Here is a 14,770-nt window from a genome sequence, read left to right as displayed (position 1 = left end):
ATGAAGCCATTGATTTTTCATAACCCTAATTGCGGTACCTCTCGTAACACCCTCGCTATTATTAAGGCATCAGGCGAAACGCCAGAAGTGGTAGAGTACCTAAAAAATACACCGACGCGCGATCGCTTAGTTGAGCTATTAGCGCAAATGCAAATCTCTCCGAGAGAACTATTAAGAAGCAAAGAAGCTATCAATGATGAGCTAGGGCTAGATAATCCTGAACTCTCTGACGATCACATTATCGATGCGATGATCGCGCATCCTATCTTAATCAACCGTCCTATCGTGGTAACTGATAAGGGTGCAGCTTTATGTCGTCCTTCAGAGCGAGTTTTTGAGCTGTTAGATAACCCAGTAAGCAGCTTTACCAAAGAAGATGGCGAGGTTGTCTCTCATGGTAAACGCTAAGGTTACGCAGCCATCTATGACGACCTCTAATATTGATGACTTGCCCAATATTGATATCGATAATCTACAGCCTATCGACATCGAGTCTCTTATTGCACCAAATGATTCACGTCACCCACCCAAAATACTGGTGCTATATGGTTCTGTGCGTGCGCGCTCGTTCTCTAGGTTGGCCGCTGAAGAGTCGAGCCGGTTGCTGCGTTGGTATGGTTGTGAGGTGCGGATGTTTGATCCATCTGGCTTGCCGTTGCCTGACGATGTAGATTCAGACCATCCCAAAGTACAAGAGCTGCGAGAGCTGGCGCAGTGGTCTGAAGGCATGCTGTGGGTGAGTCCAGAGCGCCATGGCAGTATCACTAGTATCATGAAAGCACAAATCGACTGGATACCATTGTCACTAGGTGGCGTGCGACCCACTCAAGGCAAAACACTAGCGCTGATGCAAGTCAGTGGTGGTAGTCAGAGCTTTAATACGGTCAATCAAATGCGTATTCTCGGACGCTGGATGCGGATGATTACTATCCCTAATCAATCTTCGATCCCTAAAGCATTTTTGGAATTCAATGACGACAATCGTATGGATATGTCGCCTTTATACCTGCGTCTGGTTGACGTCTGTGAAGAGCTGGTGAAATTTACTTGGCTCACACGCGGACGCTCAGCATACCTTACCGATCGCTATTCAGAACGCGTTGAAAGTGCTGAGCAAGTATCAAATCGCGTTAATCAAAAATCGATCTAGTTTTTTATACAAAATCGGCTGAACAAAGTCAGTTTAAGTAAGGTTGCATCATGCTTGCATTTGCTATTTTTGTGGTTACTTTAGTATTGGTTATATGGCAGCCTAAAGGATTGGGTATCGGCTGGAGCGCTATGGGTGGCGCACTTGTCGCGTTGGTGTTCGGTGTGGTGCAGCTATCAGATGTCGGTATTGTTTGGGATATTGTCTGGGATGCAACCTTTACTTTTGTGGCGCTGATTATCATTTCGCTTATCCTAGATCGGGCGGGATTTTTTGGCTGGGCGGCACTACATGTGGCAAGGCTCGGTAATGGTCAAGGGCGCTTACTGTTTCCTATGATTATAGTGCTCGGCGCCTTTATTTCTGCATTTTTTGCCAACGACGGGGCAGCGCTACTACTGACACCCATTGTGATTGCTATCTTGCTGCGTTTGAATTTTTCGCCACCGTCAGCTTTGGCATTTATCATCGCAACAGGCTTTATCGCTGATACGGCAAGTTTGCCCTTGGTTACATCAAACTTGGTTAATATCGTCAGTGCCAATTATTTCGATATTGGATTTGGTCGTTATGCGGCGGTCATGGTACCCGTCAATATCGTGTCTGTATTGGCGACACTACTGGTGTTATGGGTTGTTTACGCGCGTCATATCCCAAAACGCTATCCAGTTGATAACTTAAGTGCTCCAGAGTCTGCTATCACAGATCCATTGGTGTTTCGGGCTGCATTTCCGTTATTGGGCTTGCTGCTTCTTGCCTACTTTGCGACTGAACCGTTAGGGCTGCCGATTTCACTTGTCACTGGTGCGGCCGCCCTTGTTTTGATGGCCATTGCTGGTCGCTTGTGGCAAGGCGGGCGCGGTGCAGTCGTTTCTGTGAGTGAGGTGTTACGTAATGCACCTTGGCAAATCGTGTTATTCTCCATCGGTATGTATTTGGTAGTTTATGGTTTGGGTAATGCAGGTCTCACTGTATATGGCGCACAAATCCTTAATTGGTTGGGAGAGCAGGGCGCAGTCATTGGCACAGTAGGAACTGGGTTTTTATCTGCTATTGTCGCGTCTATCATGAACAATATGCCAGCGACTTTGGTCGGCGCGCTAGCGATTGATCAGGCAGAAGTGCCCGCAGCGACGCGAGAGCTGATGATTTATGCCAATGTGATCGGCAATGATTTGGGCCCCAAGTTTACACCGATTGGTAGTCTTGCCACTTTATTATGGTTGCATGTACTGGCAGAAAAAGACTATAAAATCAGCTGGGGACAGTATATAAAAATAGGCTTGTTGATTACGCCTCCTGTGCTATTCGTAACATTGTTAGCTTTGGTTGTTTGGTTACCTATGCTGCCAAGCTAATCAAAGCATTAGCAAGCCCGCTTTACTAGAACGCCAATTTGATAAGCGTATCGATGCTCAGCTTTGTTTGGGCATGATAAGGTCTAAATGCGAGCAGTGTTTTATCTAAAATGAGAGTATAAAATGACAATGCTTACTGTGAACACCATCATCCAACCTCGTCAGTATTTGCTAATGCCAATCCGCGGGGCAGCTGTATTGGTTACTGCGCTTCTATTGTCGGCATGCGCAGAGTCTGATAATACTGATGACGTAAGTGTCAATACCAGTGCTAAAGAGGCAAACGTTAAAGCGGTAGTAGAGTCTACAGCAGAGACGCAAGCGAGCCAGACTGGTATTTTGAAGAATGTATCTGCAACCGTCTACAAAGATGCCAATTGTGGTTGCTGTAAAGAGTGGATAGATCATGCACAGACGCACGGGTTAGTCTCGACAGCCCAGCACCTAGCTGATTTGTCATTGATTAAAGACCGCTATAGCGTACCTGATGAGATGCGTTCTTGTCACACGGCAGTGACGACCGATGGCTACATCTTTGAAGGCCATGTCCCGGCGAAATATGTGGCAGAGTTTTTACAGAACCCACCAGAGCAAGCTATTGGGCTCGCTGTACCTGGTATGCCAGTCGGTAGCCCAGGTATGGAGTATCAAGACCAGTTTTCGCCTTATCAGATTATGCAAATGAACAAAGACGGTACAAATCAAGTATATGCAGATATTGAGTCCATTGCTCAGCAGCTATAGCCTGTAGTTATATAGATACATTGATAACTATACGTCTTACAACCATGTTTTTTTGGTTTAAGCGGTGACGGAGACTGACTAATGAATGCTTCAGAGCACAAAGGCATGAATCCTTATGTGAAATTTACGCTTATGATTCTGACATCTACTGCCGTGATGTATATCATGATGTACTTCAACACTTACCAATGGGATCATGTTTATTTTAGTGAGACTAGGGCCTATATGGCGCTATATATGGGTGCGGGTATGGCAGTGGTGATGTTGGCATTTATGACCAACATGTACAAGAAAACTAAGATCAACTTGATGATTTATGGTCTAAGCATATTGATGTTTGCTGTTGGTATTTGGGGTGTCAGGTCGCAAGCAACGGTCAACCAAGTCGACTGGATGCAAGCCATGATACCGCATCACTCTATTGCTATTCTCACCAGTAGTCGTGCTGATATTGAAGATCCACGTGTACAACAGCTTGCCGATGATATTATTGAAGCCCAAAAACGTGAGATAAAAGAAATGCAGGCGCTGATCGAAGCGTTGGAATAAGGGTAGAGTTTCCCTCATATTATAGCCATAAAAAAACCCCCATCAAACTGATGGGGGTTTTGGCAAATGCCATAATTGAATCTATAGTGACTCAAAAGGTTTACTACTAAAATGTGGCTCTCCAACCTGGGCTCGAACCAGGGACACACGGATTAACAGTCCGTTGCTCTACCAACTGAGCTATTGGAGAATAGGCTGTAAGTATTTGATCGCTTACAACGAGCCTTAGAAGCCTCTAACGAGTTCTTGCTAAGTGGGGCGTATTCTAGCAAAGATAAAAAATACGTCAAGCGTTTTTTTGCATAATTAGTAAAAATTATCATTTTAATAGCTTGAGAGAAGATTTTTGTCAAAAACTAACTAAAGACTGCCTAAAAAAGACGCCATATAGAGAATATGTGGCGTCTTTGTTTGTCAAGATACGAGATCTACTAGAATACTGGCAATACTAATTGGCGTTGATTAAGTTACTCGGCAACGTCTAAATCAGCAACGGCTTTTTCGATACGTGACAAAGCATCTTTTAAAGTAGCCTCGTCAGTCGCGTAAGAGATACGCATATAGCCACCAAGACCGAAAGCATCACCAGGTACGACTGCCACACCAACTTTATCTAATAACCAAGCTGAAAACTCAGTACAAGAAGACAAACCAGCCGCTTTGATAAGTGGCACAATGTTTGGATACACATAAAATGCGCCATCAGGACGCAGGCAAGTAATACCTTTGATAGCATTTAGACCATCTACAACCAAGTCACAACGCTGCTCAAACGCCTCAATCATTGGCTCAAGTACACTTTGATCACCGTTGATCGCTGCGGTTGCAGCAACTTGGCTAATAGACGTTGGACATGAAGTAGACTGTGACTGTACTTTTTTCATCGCACCGATGAGTTTTGCAGGGCCGCCAGCATAACCAATACGCCAGCCGGTCATGGCATAGGCCTTAGACACACCATTCAAGATAATGGCACGGTCTTTTAGCTCAGGCGCTGCATTTAAAATATTGTAGAACTTATCACCTGTCCAGCGGATGTGTTCATACATATCATCAGACGCCACATAGACGTGTGGGTACTTTTTCAATACTTCAGCAATGGATTTTAGCTCATCTAGCGTATAAATCATACCAGTCGGGTTAGAAGGACTGTTCAGTACCAGCATTTTGGTTTTGTCAGTGATGGCATCTTCTAGCTGTTCAGGGGTGATTTTAAAGTCTTGTTCAGCTGGGCACTTAACGATGACTGGTACGCCTTCTGCGATGATAACCATGTCAGGATAGCTGACCCAGTATGGTGCTGGGATGATGACTTCGTCGCCAGGGTTGATAAAGGCTTGGGCAAGGTTGAAGAATGACTGCTTACCACCGACCGATACTAGGATCTCGTTTGGCTCGTAGCTGATATCGTTGTCACGCTTGAATTTTTCTATGATAGCGGCTTTTAGCTCTGGCGTACCATCGACAGCAGTATACTTGGTGAAGCCGTCATTGATTGCATCGATTGCTGCTTTTTTGATGTGATCAGGGGTATCAAAATCAGGTTCGCCAGCGCCCAAACCGATAATGTCTTTACCAGCTGCTTTTAGCTCTTTGGCCTTGTTAGTAATCGCTAGTGTAGGAGAAGGTTTGATGCTATTGACGCGGTCAGACAGTTGCAACTCGCTCATGAGAGATCCTTTTTTATATGGGAGTGGGATTGGAGAAAATCTGATATGAATTATTTAATGTTTTTATTGCTGTCACGACAAGATGCGAAGCGGCTTAAACAATAATCACGCCAGTCTCATGTTGTCATGAAGATAGCCTTTTTCAGCCCATCAACGAACCCATTCGTTAATGTACGTATGGCTATTTTGATATTGTAGCATGCCCGTATAGAGCTGTCTTATCACCTCGATAACAAAACGATAGTAAACGGTTGCGATATCGCGAACCGTACCATCTGTTAATGTTGTTGCCTATCTGAATGGCTAAAGCTTTGCGAAGATATTGCACTTTTATATCAGCAATTGCGAAGTCACAACAATAAACCTATCGCCATACACTATAATTATTTAGGTTTGTTAAATAAGATGGCTTATAGCTTAATAAAAATCAATCAATACGGTGCGTGAGTCAATACGGCATGTTAGAAATAAGACAGTCGGTCAAAGGCAAGCAAGACAAATAATCTTCATTGAAGAGTCTCGTGTGGTTTTCCAAGATAAGTCTCCTTAGATTCTAGATGAAGGGCACACTTTACAATATATATTTCATACTATAAGAATATTAAAAAGGACAATTACCATGACAAATTCTACTGAAAATCTACATATTCTCATTACGGGTGCGACATCTGGTATCGGTAATCAGTTAACAAAGGATTACCTGTTAGAAGGACACACCGTCTACGCCGTTGGCCGGGATGATGAGGCATTAGCCGAACTTAAGTCATTGGGTGCAGAAACGATTGATTTGGATCTGATGGATCGAGATAAAGTCGTTGAAGCTTTTGCGAAAATCGAAACGGTTGATCTCGCGATTTGCGGTGCTGGCATGTGTGAATATCTGGACATGCCAAATTTCGATAGCAGCGCCTTTATGAAAGTCATGTCAGTCAATATGGGTACGTTGTCTCATGCTATCGAAGGAGTATTACCACATCTGATTGCTTCAAAAGGTCGCCTTGTCGGTATCGGCTCTGCATCTGCTTATGTGCCTTTTGCGCGTGCTGAAGCTTATGGTAGCTCAAAAGCGGCGATACATTACCTGATGAAAACGCTACAAATTAGCTTGGCGCCACATGAGGTGTCGGTCAGCCTTGTCGTACCTGGTTTTGTCGAGACGCCAATGACCAAGCAAAATGACTTTCCTATGCCGTTTATCCAGACGCCAAAGCAAGCAAGTCAAGCCATCCGTGATGGTATCGATAGCGGTCATGAGGTTATCGAGTTTCCCAAAAAACTTACTATGCCACTAAAAGCATTGGGTACGCTGCCTGATCTGGTCTGGCAGCAAGTCAGTGAAAAGCTGAATAAAAAATAATTTATCATAGAATATATGATTCACTAACATAGTAAAAATATAACAGGGAATGCCTTTATGCCGTTTATTCGCGCCAAGCGTGCAACCAGCCAAAAAACCGATAACAGCAACATAAAAAATTCAGGCGGTCAGCCAGTGCAAAAACGTATTGCCATCATTGGCTCAGGGGTATCAGGACTGACTTGTGCGCATTACTTGGGCATGCAACATGAGGTGACCGTTTTTGAAGCCAACGATTATATCGGCGGGCATGTAAATACCATTGATGTGGCACTACAGGATGGCAAAAAAGCAAAGAGCGGTAATGAAGAGAGTAGTGCAATAGACACCGGTTTCATTGTTTTTAATGAGCGTACCTATCCGAATTTCTTTCGTTTACTTCACGACCTACAAGTACCGTTTCAATCGACGGACATGAGCTTTTCGGTAAAAAACACGGCGCGTCGATTTGAATACAACGGTCATACGCTCAACACCTTATTGTCACAGCGCAAAAACGTACTTAATCCAAAGTTTTGGCAATTTATAAAAGATATCTTACAGTTCAATAAGCATATCAAGCAGTTGCGTCAAGACTATGATAATGCACGCGTACAAGGAGAGGATGTTAGTGGTTTTACCACGCAAACCCTTGGCGGCTACCTAGCGCAAGAAAGCTACGGTAAGCTGTTCACCGATAACTATCTGCTGCCGATGGTCTCTGCTATTTGGTCGACCAGCTTGGATGAAGTGCAAGATTTCCCGCTGGTGTTTTTTGCGCAGTTCTTTGACAATCATGGTTTACTCGATGTGGTCAATCGTCCACAGTGGTTTACAATCAAAGGTGGTTCAAAACAATACGTCAATAAGTTGATTCCACGTTTTATCAAGTCGGGCGGTAAAGTGCGAGTAAACAGCCCAGTCCAGTCTGTGGCGCGTGATGGTAAGCAAGTGTTATTGACTGTCCAGAACAAAGGTGATGATAGCGATACCGAACACCTTGTATTTGACGAAGTTGTCTTTGCCTGTCATGCAGATACGGCACTGAGTATTTTAAAAGATGCCAGCACTAATGAATCAGAGGTGCTGAGTCATTTCCGCTTCACCAAAAACACCGCTGTACTACATACCGATACCAGTATTTTACCCAAGAAGCCATTGGCATGGGCAAGTTGGAATTACCTGATAGATGAGAGTATTTCAGGTACTAAAACAGGTGATAAACAAACTGACGTAAATACGAAAACACCTGCAAAGCCCGTGCTGACCTACCATATGAATATCTTGCAACGTCTAACCAAAAAGCACAATTATTTGGTTACGCTTAACCATGATATAGATGACAAACAAATCATTAAAAGTATTGATTATAGTCATCCGATATTTGATCTCACAATGGTTGATGCGCAAACCAAGTGGTCAAGTATATCTGGTGCCGGCTTGCACACTCATTTTTGCGGTGCCTATTGGTTCAATGGATTTCATGAAGATGGCGTACGCAGTGGTCTACGTGTCTGTCAGGCACTCGGTCATGATATCGATATCAAAGATGAGGTTGATCCAGCACACTTGCCTGACGCTACGAGTGCACATACGCCGTTTCGCTATAAAGACCTGCCAGTAAAGGCTGACACAAAACAGCGCAAGCTAGATAAACGTCAGGTGATTATTGCGACCACCAATCAAGAGCTGGTTGAATACGCTGCGCGTCTACAGAGTGAGACTGGAAATAGCAACCAACCTAAAAAACGTGGTTTATTTGGTCGCCGTAAAGCCAAGTAATATCACGATATTTTAAAGAATGTATGTTATAAAAATATGACGTTAAAAATGAGACTGTCTATGGCCACACCCATTCAATCTGCTAATACTATGCCCGCGCATGATCTAACTCGTAAGCGTCCTATAGTGCCGCATCAGTTATTTGAGGGTACGACATGGCACAGTCGCTTGCTACCCAGTATCAATAAGTTTGTTTATCCGTATCGCTATTGGGGGGTCAATATTAGCGCACTGGCAGCAGGTCGCGCGCTACCTGAAATCAGTACAGCAGCCTTCAGCGATCATAAGACTGTCAAAACATCACCTTTAAGTACGATATTGCCAAAGCAGTTACTGGCAAAAGCGCTGCCTTTGTTTTCTGCAAAATCAAAGGCGCTACAACGGTTCTGCCCTGATGATTATTTGCAGCATTCTAATAGCCTAAGTAATGTTAAAAGCATAGATGACAGCATTCAGCCTGATCAAGCATTAGAGCAGCGTCTGAGCCAAGCATTTTTAAAGCATGCAGGCAGTACACCTACAGGGGATATGTTGGGATTGCTCGTTTGCCGCAATGCAGGTATGTATTTTAGCCCAGTCAATTTCTATTTAGGGTTTGACGAGCAGCAGACACCGACGCATTTGCTAGCTGAAGTTTCCAATACGCCGTGGGATAAGCGTCATTACTATGGGTTTTTGTTAGAAGGGGAGGATACCGAGTTCTGTCATGATAAAAACTTCCATGTGTCACCTTTTAACCCTATCGATCAGTTGTATCGCTGGCAGGTCACAGTTAAGCGTAGCAGTACAGATATGGCAGATGAGCAATCAACTACTGGATTACAGGTTCGTATCGCGATTAATATCAGTGATGAGCGCGGCGAAGTCCTAAAAACGGGTATAAAAATATCGGGCATACCGATGACAGATCGCTCTGTGCGTAATAGCTTGCGCAAAAATCCATTGATGAATACCACGTCTTTAGTACGTATCTATTGGCATGCTTTTAAGCTATATGCGATCAAAAAAGTACCTTACGTCAATTATGACGAAAAACTAGCTGACAGCCAGCAGAAAAGTACGCATCATAAAAAACCCTGAGCGATTAGAAAGTTAACGATCCATAACCTTAACATCCATAACTTTAAAATCAAGAATCTTAAGATGCATCAACTTAAAACGTAGCCATACCCTTTATATACTCAATTCCAAAATACAAAGCACTTAGACAAGGACAACCATACGATGTCAGCACGACCGACCGACAGAGCACCAGTCACAACACTAGAGAAATTAAGCGCTCGCATGAGCAAAGTCGTCAATGAAAGCGCTGTGCTACAGCCAGTAAGCGATGGCGTAAACAATGTCGCTCGAAAACTTATATTTCGTGCACTGCAGCATATTCAGTTTGGCAGTCTTACTTTAATTGAAACATTTGCTGAGCCCGAATCAAAGACGAGCAGTTTTGGCAAGGTCGAGTCCAATGCAGCAAGCAGCTCGGCAGTGGGTCGCCATCCGCTACATGTCACCTTAAAAATCCATGATAGCGCCGTATATCGCCAGCTATTGTTAGGCGGCTCAATCGCGCTTGCGGACAGCTATATCAATGGCGAATGGGATACGGATGATTTGACAGGTTTGATTCGCTTGGCGGCTCGCAACTTAGCCGTGCTCAACAAGCTTGAAAATCGTTTTGCAGGTATTAGTAAGGCGTTCGAAAAAGCCAAGCATCAGCTACGTAGCAATGATAAATCAGGTTCTAAGTCTAATATTTTAGCGCATTATGATTTGGGTAATGACATGTATCAGCGGTTTTTGGACGATACGATGATGTACTCATCGGCGGTATATCCCACGCCTGACATGACACTTAGTGATGCTCAGCAACATAAGCTGTCACTCATATGCCAGCGTCTACAGCTCAGCGCTGATGACAATGTGATTGAAATTGGCACAGGTTGGGGTGGGTTTGCTATCTATGCAGCCAAACATTATGGCTGTCATGTGACGACCACGACCATCTCGGATGCTCAGTACGATGAGGCACAGCGGCGCGTCATGGCAGCAGGTCTGTCAGATAAGATTACCCTACTCAAGCAAGACTACCGCGAGCTGACGGGACAATACGACAAGCTAGTCAGTATTGAGATGATTGAAGCGGTAGGGCATGAGTACTTGCCAACGTTTTTTGCTAAGTGTGACAGCCTACTTAAACCAACGGGTCTTATGGTACTACAAGCGATCACTTTCAATGATCAAAACTACCAAGATTACATCGGTTCGGTTGATTTTATCCAGACGCATATCTTCCCAGGTGGCTGTCTGCTATCTAACCAAGAGCTGACCACTCAGTTCACTGAGCAGACGGACATGGTCATCAAGCAACTACACGACTATGGCTTTGACTACGCTTATACATTACGTGATTGGCGTGCTGCGTTTTTGGCACAGCGTACAGAGATCCAAGCGCTTGGCTATGATGATGCCTTTATACGCTTATGGGAGTTTTACTTCTGCTACTGTGAAGGTGGGTTTTTGGAGCGCACCATTGGTGTGGTGCAGGTCACTGCAGTAAAACCAAACAATATCGATACCTTACATTTTTCTGATTTGCCAGCTGCTGTTTTGAATAATAAAACGGCCTCAGATAATGAAGGAACATTTAACGATGCAGATGTGACAGACACAGTCTCGGTATAAGTATATAAGATTTTGCCGTCGAGCTTGTGCGGTCTCATACTACCAGTAAAGTATGAGACCGATGTGCTGACAGACTTAGGAAGCTAGTGCAGACCGTCTATCAAGGGCGCCCGAATAGCGTGTCACTGCCAATGCCATCAAAGAGATAACAGCACCGATCCAAGCGGTATCTTGCAAGCTCAAGTTTTCGACCACGCTGCCGCCGATAATAGAGCCGAGCGCGATACCGATATTGAATGCAGCAATGTTGAGACCAGAGGCGACATCGACAGCGTTCGGCGTATATTTTTCAGCTTGTTTGACGACGTAGATCTGGAGACCAGGCACGTTTCCAAAGGCAAAAGCACCCCATACTAAGATAGTCAGCACCGCTGCAACTTTTGACTGCATCGTAAAGGTAAACAGCAATAAGACAATGCTAAGTGCGCTAAATATGATACTAAGCGCACTGATGGGACCACGTTTGTCGGCAAGTTTGCCGCCCCAGATATTGCCGATGGCAACGGATACGCCATATACCAGCATGATGAGGGCAACAGCAGAGGGTGCAAATTTGGTCTGTTGTTCCAGAATAGGGGCAAGGTAAGTAAACGCTGTGAACGTACCACCATAGCCAAGAATAGTCATCAGATACACCAGCAGCAATTGTGGTTTTACGATGACTTGCAGTTGTTCTTTAAATGTTGCAGGAATGGATTGTTTGAGGTTTTTGGGTACCAGTAAAGCGCTGCCAATCAAAGCGATGACGCCCAGTACCGAGACGACCAAAAACGTGGCACGCCAGCCAAAATGCTGACCGATCCATGTGCCGAGTGGTACACCAGTGACTAGCGCAACAGTGAGTCCGGTAAACATAATGGCAATTGCACTGGCCTCTTTTTCTTTACTCACTAAACTAGTGGCGATCATAGAGCCAATGGAGAAAAACACGCCGTGAGCCAGACCGGTCAATATACGTGCAAGTATCAGCGTCTCGTAACTGGGCGCTTGCCAAGCCAGCAAGTTGCCGATGACAAATAAACCCATGAGACTCATGAGCACTATTTTGCGATTCCAACGACCAGTGAGTGCAGTGAGTATGGGCGCGCCAATAGCGACGCCCACCGCATATAAGCTGACCAGTAGCCCTGCAGAAGGCAAGCTGACGCCCAGATCAGCTGCGATAGTTGGTACTAACCCAACAATGACAAATTCGGTTGTCCCGATTGCAAATGCGCTCAGCGTGAGCGCCCATAAAGCGAGTGGCATAATGACATCCTAAGCATTAAATGATGGGCGTAGTTTGACCGAATTATAGTTTGCAAAAAACAGCACAAATGACAAAATACTTTTGTCAGTTTTGTAAAGGTAGCAGTAATGACAGGACATGCTAGAACAGAAGATATAGAGATATTTTTGACGGTAGTGGATACGGGCAGTTTTACTGGCGCTGCTAACTTGTTGAATCAGCAGGTCGCTAAAGTATCTCGTGCTGTGTCCAGACTCGAAGATACGCTGCAATGCACACTGCTAAATAGAACGACGCGACGTTTAGAGTTGACAGAGGAAGGGATTGTCTTTATCCGATATGCGCGTGAGAGTTTAAATACTCTGCATACTGGTGAAGAGGCGATTAAGTTGTTAAAGCAAGCGCCAAGCGGACACTTACGAATCGATGCAGCCAGTCCGTTTGTCTTGCATCAACTCACGCCATTGGTAGGTGAGTTTGTGCAGCAGTATCCGCACATTACGCTTGATTTGACATCGCATGACAATATTATCGATTTACTTGAGTACAAAACTGACCTTGCGATCAGAATCGGTAACTTAAAAGACTCGAACTTGCACGCGCGTATGCTAGGCAGAAGTAAACTGCGTCTGGTAGCCAGTCCTGAATATTTATATCGCCATAATCAAGTCACTGATGTCGCAGACTTGATCCATCACAAATTGATCAATTTTAATGACGCATCTAAATTGGCGAGTTGGCCATTGACGTCTTCCGTGGATCTTAGTTTTTATATGACCGCGAGTAGTGGCGAGACCCTGCGGCAGCTATGCTTGGCGCATCAAGGCATCGCGTTGTTGTCTCATTTTATGATTGGCAAAGACATAGAGTCTGGACGACTGGTTGAGGTACTGCCTGAGGCGGTAGACAGACCGAACAATCGCGAATCGATACAGGCGGTTTATTATAGAAACAGTGCTGTATCGTCGCGTATTTTAGCATTTCTAGATTTCATTCAGCCGCGGCTGACATTATAGTTTTTATTCATTTGATAAGGGATATCATTATGGGCTACGTTTTTATCTATCTTGCCGCTGTGGTTATTTTCTTGGGTGTTGACGCTGTTTGGTTGACGACCATGAAAGGCGCTTTTTATGAGTCGCGCATTGGTCATCTTTTGGCTGATGAGCCAAATATGATGGCTGCTGGTGTGTTCTATATGTTCTATATACTGGCACTTTGTATATTGGTTTTATATCCACAAATTAAAGCAGGCGCATCAGTTGGTCATATCTTTTTACTTGGCGGTTTGATTGGTTTGATGGCTTATGGTACCTATGACTTTACCAACTTGGCACTTTATAAAGGATTTACATTAGATACGGCGCTGGTTGATTTTGTGTGGGGCGGTGTTTTGACAGGTTCCGTCAGTGCGATTGTTGCTTGGCTTGCTTATCGTTTTCATTGGTTGAGCTAAGGTTAAGGTATATCGTCTTGCTCTCTATGATGTCGTATATATATAGTACTGACATATCGCTCTACTTGTAGAGCGGTGATTTACATAACATAGACTGTTTACTGACAGAGGGCTGTTTGTGCTATAGGCTGACCTACTGTATAAATGGTAGGCATAATAAATGTCAAACCCATTAAGGAATATTATGCCACAATACAATACCAGCTCAACTGCCAAAAAAGCCCCACTAAACCACGAGTTGTATATGTCGATATTGATGACGCCTGATATGGCAAACTTCATCGGTAATGTACACGGTGGTGACTTGCTCAAGATGCTTGATCAGGTCGCTTACGCTTGTGCCAGTCGCTATAGCGGGAACTATGTAGTGACACTGTCTGTCGATCAAGTGATGTTCCGTGAGCCTATTTATGTGGGTGAGTTGGTTACTTTTGCAGCGAGTGTCAACTATGTAGGTAACACTTCGATGGAAGTAGGTATTCGCGTTGAGGCAGAAGACGTACGTGCTCGTACAGTGCGCCATACCAACAGTTGTTACTTTACGATGGTAGCTATCGATGATAATGGTAAACCAACCCCTGCGCCGCCACTCGATATAAAAAACGAAATGCAGCAGTGCCGAGCTGACGCAGCAAAAGAGCGCAAACAGCAACGTATGGAAAGCTCACATCGCCCAAGCTGCGACTTTGAGAGCATAAGCCAAAAATTCGATAAGCATGATAATGAGGCTAAATAAAACAAGAAACTAAACAGAACGAATAGCTTTTCAATTCTGAATATTCAGCCATCATTACCCTGTGTAACGACTCACTAAAAAG

At 44.4% G+C, this 14,770-nt stretch carries 14 protein-coding genes and 1 tRNA gene; 12 read left to right on the top strand and 3 right to left on the bottom strand.

The features are described from left to right. The 5 genes from arsC to AC5JPT_RS05185 all read left to right on the top strand — a co-directional run bounded on the left by arsC (nucleotide 1) and on the right by AC5JPT_RS05185 (nucleotide 3,801). Nucleotides 1-408: an arsenate reductase (glutaredoxin) gene (arsC, locus tag AC5JPT_RS05205; protein WP_493842841.1), complete on the top strand. Its 408-nt coding sequence runs from the start codon at nucleotides 1-3 to the stop codon at nucleotides 406-408. Nucleotides 409-424: 16 nt separating this feature from the next. Further along, a complete protein-coding gene (gene arsH / locus AC5JPT_RS05200) occupies nucleotides 425-1,150 on the top strand; it encodes an arsenical resistance protein ArsH (RefSeq protein WP_493857356.1) in 726 nt (241 codons plus the stop codon). A gap of 50 nt (nucleotides 1,151-1,200) precedes the next feature. Next, complete coding sequence (locus tag AC5JPT_RS05195) at nucleotides 1,201-2,508, top strand: arsenic transporter (protein WP_493857355.1); 1,308 nt, start codon at nucleotides 1,201-1,203, stop codon at nucleotides 2,506-2,508. A 174-nt stretch (nucleotides 2,509-2,682) separates the two neighbouring features. After that, nucleotides 2,683-3,252, top strand: a complete 570-nt coding sequence (locus AC5JPT_RS05190) for a DUF411 domain-containing protein (protein ID WP_493858431.1) — start codon at nucleotides 2,683-2,685, stop codon at nucleotides 3,250-3,252. A gap of 81 nt (nucleotides 3,253-3,333) precedes the next feature. Further along, a complete protein-coding gene (locus tag AC5JPT_RS05185) occupies nucleotides 3,334-3,801 on the top strand; it encodes a DUF305 domain-containing protein (protein WP_493857354.1) in 468 nt (155 codons plus the stop codon). Between the two features lie 114 nt (nucleotides 3,802-3,915). On the opposite strand, the gene AC5JPT_RS05180 is transcribed toward AC5JPT_RS05185, so the two are convergent. Together AC5JPT_RS05180 and AC5JPT_RS05175 are read right to left on the bottom strand one after the other, a co-directional pair. After that, nucleotides 3,916-3,991 (bottom strand) — tRNA-Asn (locus AC5JPT_RS05180). Between the two features lie 277 nt (nucleotides 3,992-4,268). Continuing rightward, nucleotides 4,269-5,471, bottom strand: a complete 1,203-nt coding sequence (locus AC5JPT_RS05175; RefSeq protein ID WP_493857353.1) for a pyridoxal phosphate-dependent aminotransferase — start codon at nucleotides 5,469-5,471, stop codon at nucleotides 4,269-4,271. Nucleotides 5,472-6,090: 619 nt separating this feature from the next. On the opposite strand from AC5JPT_RS05175, the gene AC5JPT_RS05170 reads away from it, so the two are divergent. The 4 genes from AC5JPT_RS05170 (at nucleotide 6,091) to AC5JPT_RS05155 (ending at nucleotide 11,268) form a co-directional block, all read left to right on the top strand. Further along, nucleotides 6,091-6,828, top strand: coding sequence for an SDR family NAD(P)-dependent oxidoreductase (locus tag AC5JPT_RS05170; protein ID WP_319050600.1), 738 nt, complete (start codon nucleotides 6,091-6,093; stop codon nucleotides 6,826-6,828). Between the two features lie 57 nt (nucleotides 6,829-6,885). Then, entirely contained in the window at nucleotides 6,886-8,589 is a 1,704-nt protein-coding gene (locus AC5JPT_RS05165) for an NAD(P)/FAD-dependent oxidoreductase (RefSeq protein ID WP_493857352.1), read from the top strand. 60 nt (nucleotides 8,590-8,649) lie between these two features. Further along, a complete protein-coding gene (locus tag AC5JPT_RS05160; RefSeq protein ID WP_493857351.1) occupies nucleotides 8,650-9,669 on the top strand; it encodes a DUF1365 domain-containing protein in 1,020 nt (339 codons plus the stop codon). A gap of 144 nt (nucleotides 9,670-9,813) precedes the next feature. Further along, on the top strand, nucleotides 9,814-11,268 hold the full coding sequence (locus tag AC5JPT_RS05155) for a class I SAM-dependent methyltransferase (protein WP_493857350.1): 1,455 nt from the start codon (nucleotides 9,814-9,816) through the stop codon (nucleotides 11,266-11,268). 75 nt (nucleotides 11,269-11,343) lie between these two features. On the opposite strand, the gene AC5JPT_RS05150 is transcribed toward AC5JPT_RS05155, so the two are convergent. Beyond that, a complete protein-coding gene (locus tag AC5JPT_RS05150; RefSeq protein ID WP_443526153.1) occupies nucleotides 11,344-12,516 on the bottom strand; it encodes an MFS transporter in 1,173 nt (390 codons plus the stop codon). A 108-nt stretch (nucleotides 12,517-12,624) separates the two neighbouring features. On the opposite strand from AC5JPT_RS05150, the gene AC5JPT_RS05145 reads away from it, so the two are divergent. The 3 genes from AC5JPT_RS05145 (at nucleotide 12,625) to AC5JPT_RS05135 (ending at nucleotide 14,688) form a co-directional block, all read left to right on the top strand. Next, nucleotides 12,625-13,512, top strand: a complete 888-nt coding sequence (locus AC5JPT_RS05145) for a LysR substrate-binding domain-containing protein (protein WP_493857349.1) — start codon at nucleotides 12,625-12,627, stop codon at nucleotides 13,510-13,512. A 29-nt stretch (nucleotides 13,513-13,541) separates the two neighbouring features. After that, complete coding sequence (locus tag AC5JPT_RS05140) at nucleotides 13,542-13,952, top strand: DUF2177 family protein (protein WP_319050595.1); 411 nt, start codon at nucleotides 13,542-13,544, stop codon at nucleotides 13,950-13,952. 184 nt (nucleotides 13,953-14,136) lie between these two features. Next, the gene (locus AC5JPT_RS05135; protein ID WP_443526156.1) at nucleotides 14,137-14,688 is read left to right on the top strand and encodes an acyl-CoA thioesterase; all 552 of its coding nucleotides are present in this window, start codon (nucleotides 14,137-14,139) and stop codon (nucleotides 14,686-14,688) included. Nucleotides 14,689-14,770: the final 82 nt, after the last annotated feature.

The organism is Psychrobacter sp. H26, assembly GCF_059073035.1.
Note: the sequence above shows the minus strand (reverse complement) of the source record. Positions and strands in the feature narration are given on the sequence as shown.

Coding starts and splice junctions, on each gene's coding strand:
- arsC (WP_493842841.1), top strand. CDS start 1: ATGAAGCCATTGATTTTTCATAACCCTAATTGCGGTACCTCTCGTAAC.
- arsH (WP_493857356.1), top strand. CDS start 425: ATGACGACCTCTAATATTGATGACTTGCCCAATATTGATATCGATAAT.
- AC5JPT_RS05195 (WP_493857355.1), top strand. CDS start 1,201: ATGCTTGCATTTGCTATTTTTGTGGTTACTTTAGTATTGGTTATATGG.
- AC5JPT_RS05190 (WP_493858431.1), top strand. CDS start 2,683: ATGCCAATCCGCGGGGCAGCTGTATTGGTTACTGCGCTTCTATTGTCG.
- AC5JPT_RS05185 (WP_493857354.1), top strand. CDS start 3,334: ATGAATGCTTCAGAGCACAAAGGCATGAATCCTTATGTGAAATTTACG.
- AC5JPT_RS05175 (WP_493857353.1), bottom strand. CDS start 5,471: ATGAGCGAGTTGCAACTGTCTGACCGCGTCAATAGCATCAAACCTTCT.
- AC5JPT_RS05170 (WP_319050600.1), top strand. CDS start 6,091: ATGACAAATTCTACTGAAAATCTACATATTCTCATTACGGGTGCGACA.
- AC5JPT_RS05165 (WP_493857352.1), top strand. CDS start 6,886: ATGCCGTTTATTCGCGCCAAGCGTGCAACCAGCCAAAAAACCGATAAC.
- AC5JPT_RS05160 (WP_493857351.1), top strand. CDS start 8,650: ATGGCCACACCCATTCAATCTGCTAATACTATGCCCGCGCATGATCTA.
- AC5JPT_RS05155 (WP_493857350.1), top strand. CDS start 9,814: ATGTCAGCACGACCGACCGACAGAGCACCAGTCACAACACTAGAGAAA.
- AC5JPT_RS05150 (WP_443526153.1), bottom strand. CDS start 12,516: ATGCCACTCGCTTTATGGGCGCTCACGCTGAGCGCATTTGCAATCGGG.
- AC5JPT_RS05145 (WP_493857349.1), top strand. CDS start 12,625: ATGACAGGACATGCTAGAACAGAAGATATAGAGATATTTTTGACGGTA.
- AC5JPT_RS05140 (WP_319050595.1), top strand. CDS start 13,542: ATGGGCTACGTTTTTATCTATCTTGCCGCTGTGGTTATTTTCTTGGGT.
- AC5JPT_RS05135 (WP_443526156.1), top strand. CDS start 14,137: ATGCCACAATACAATACCAGCTCAACTGCCAAAAAAGCCCCACTAAAC.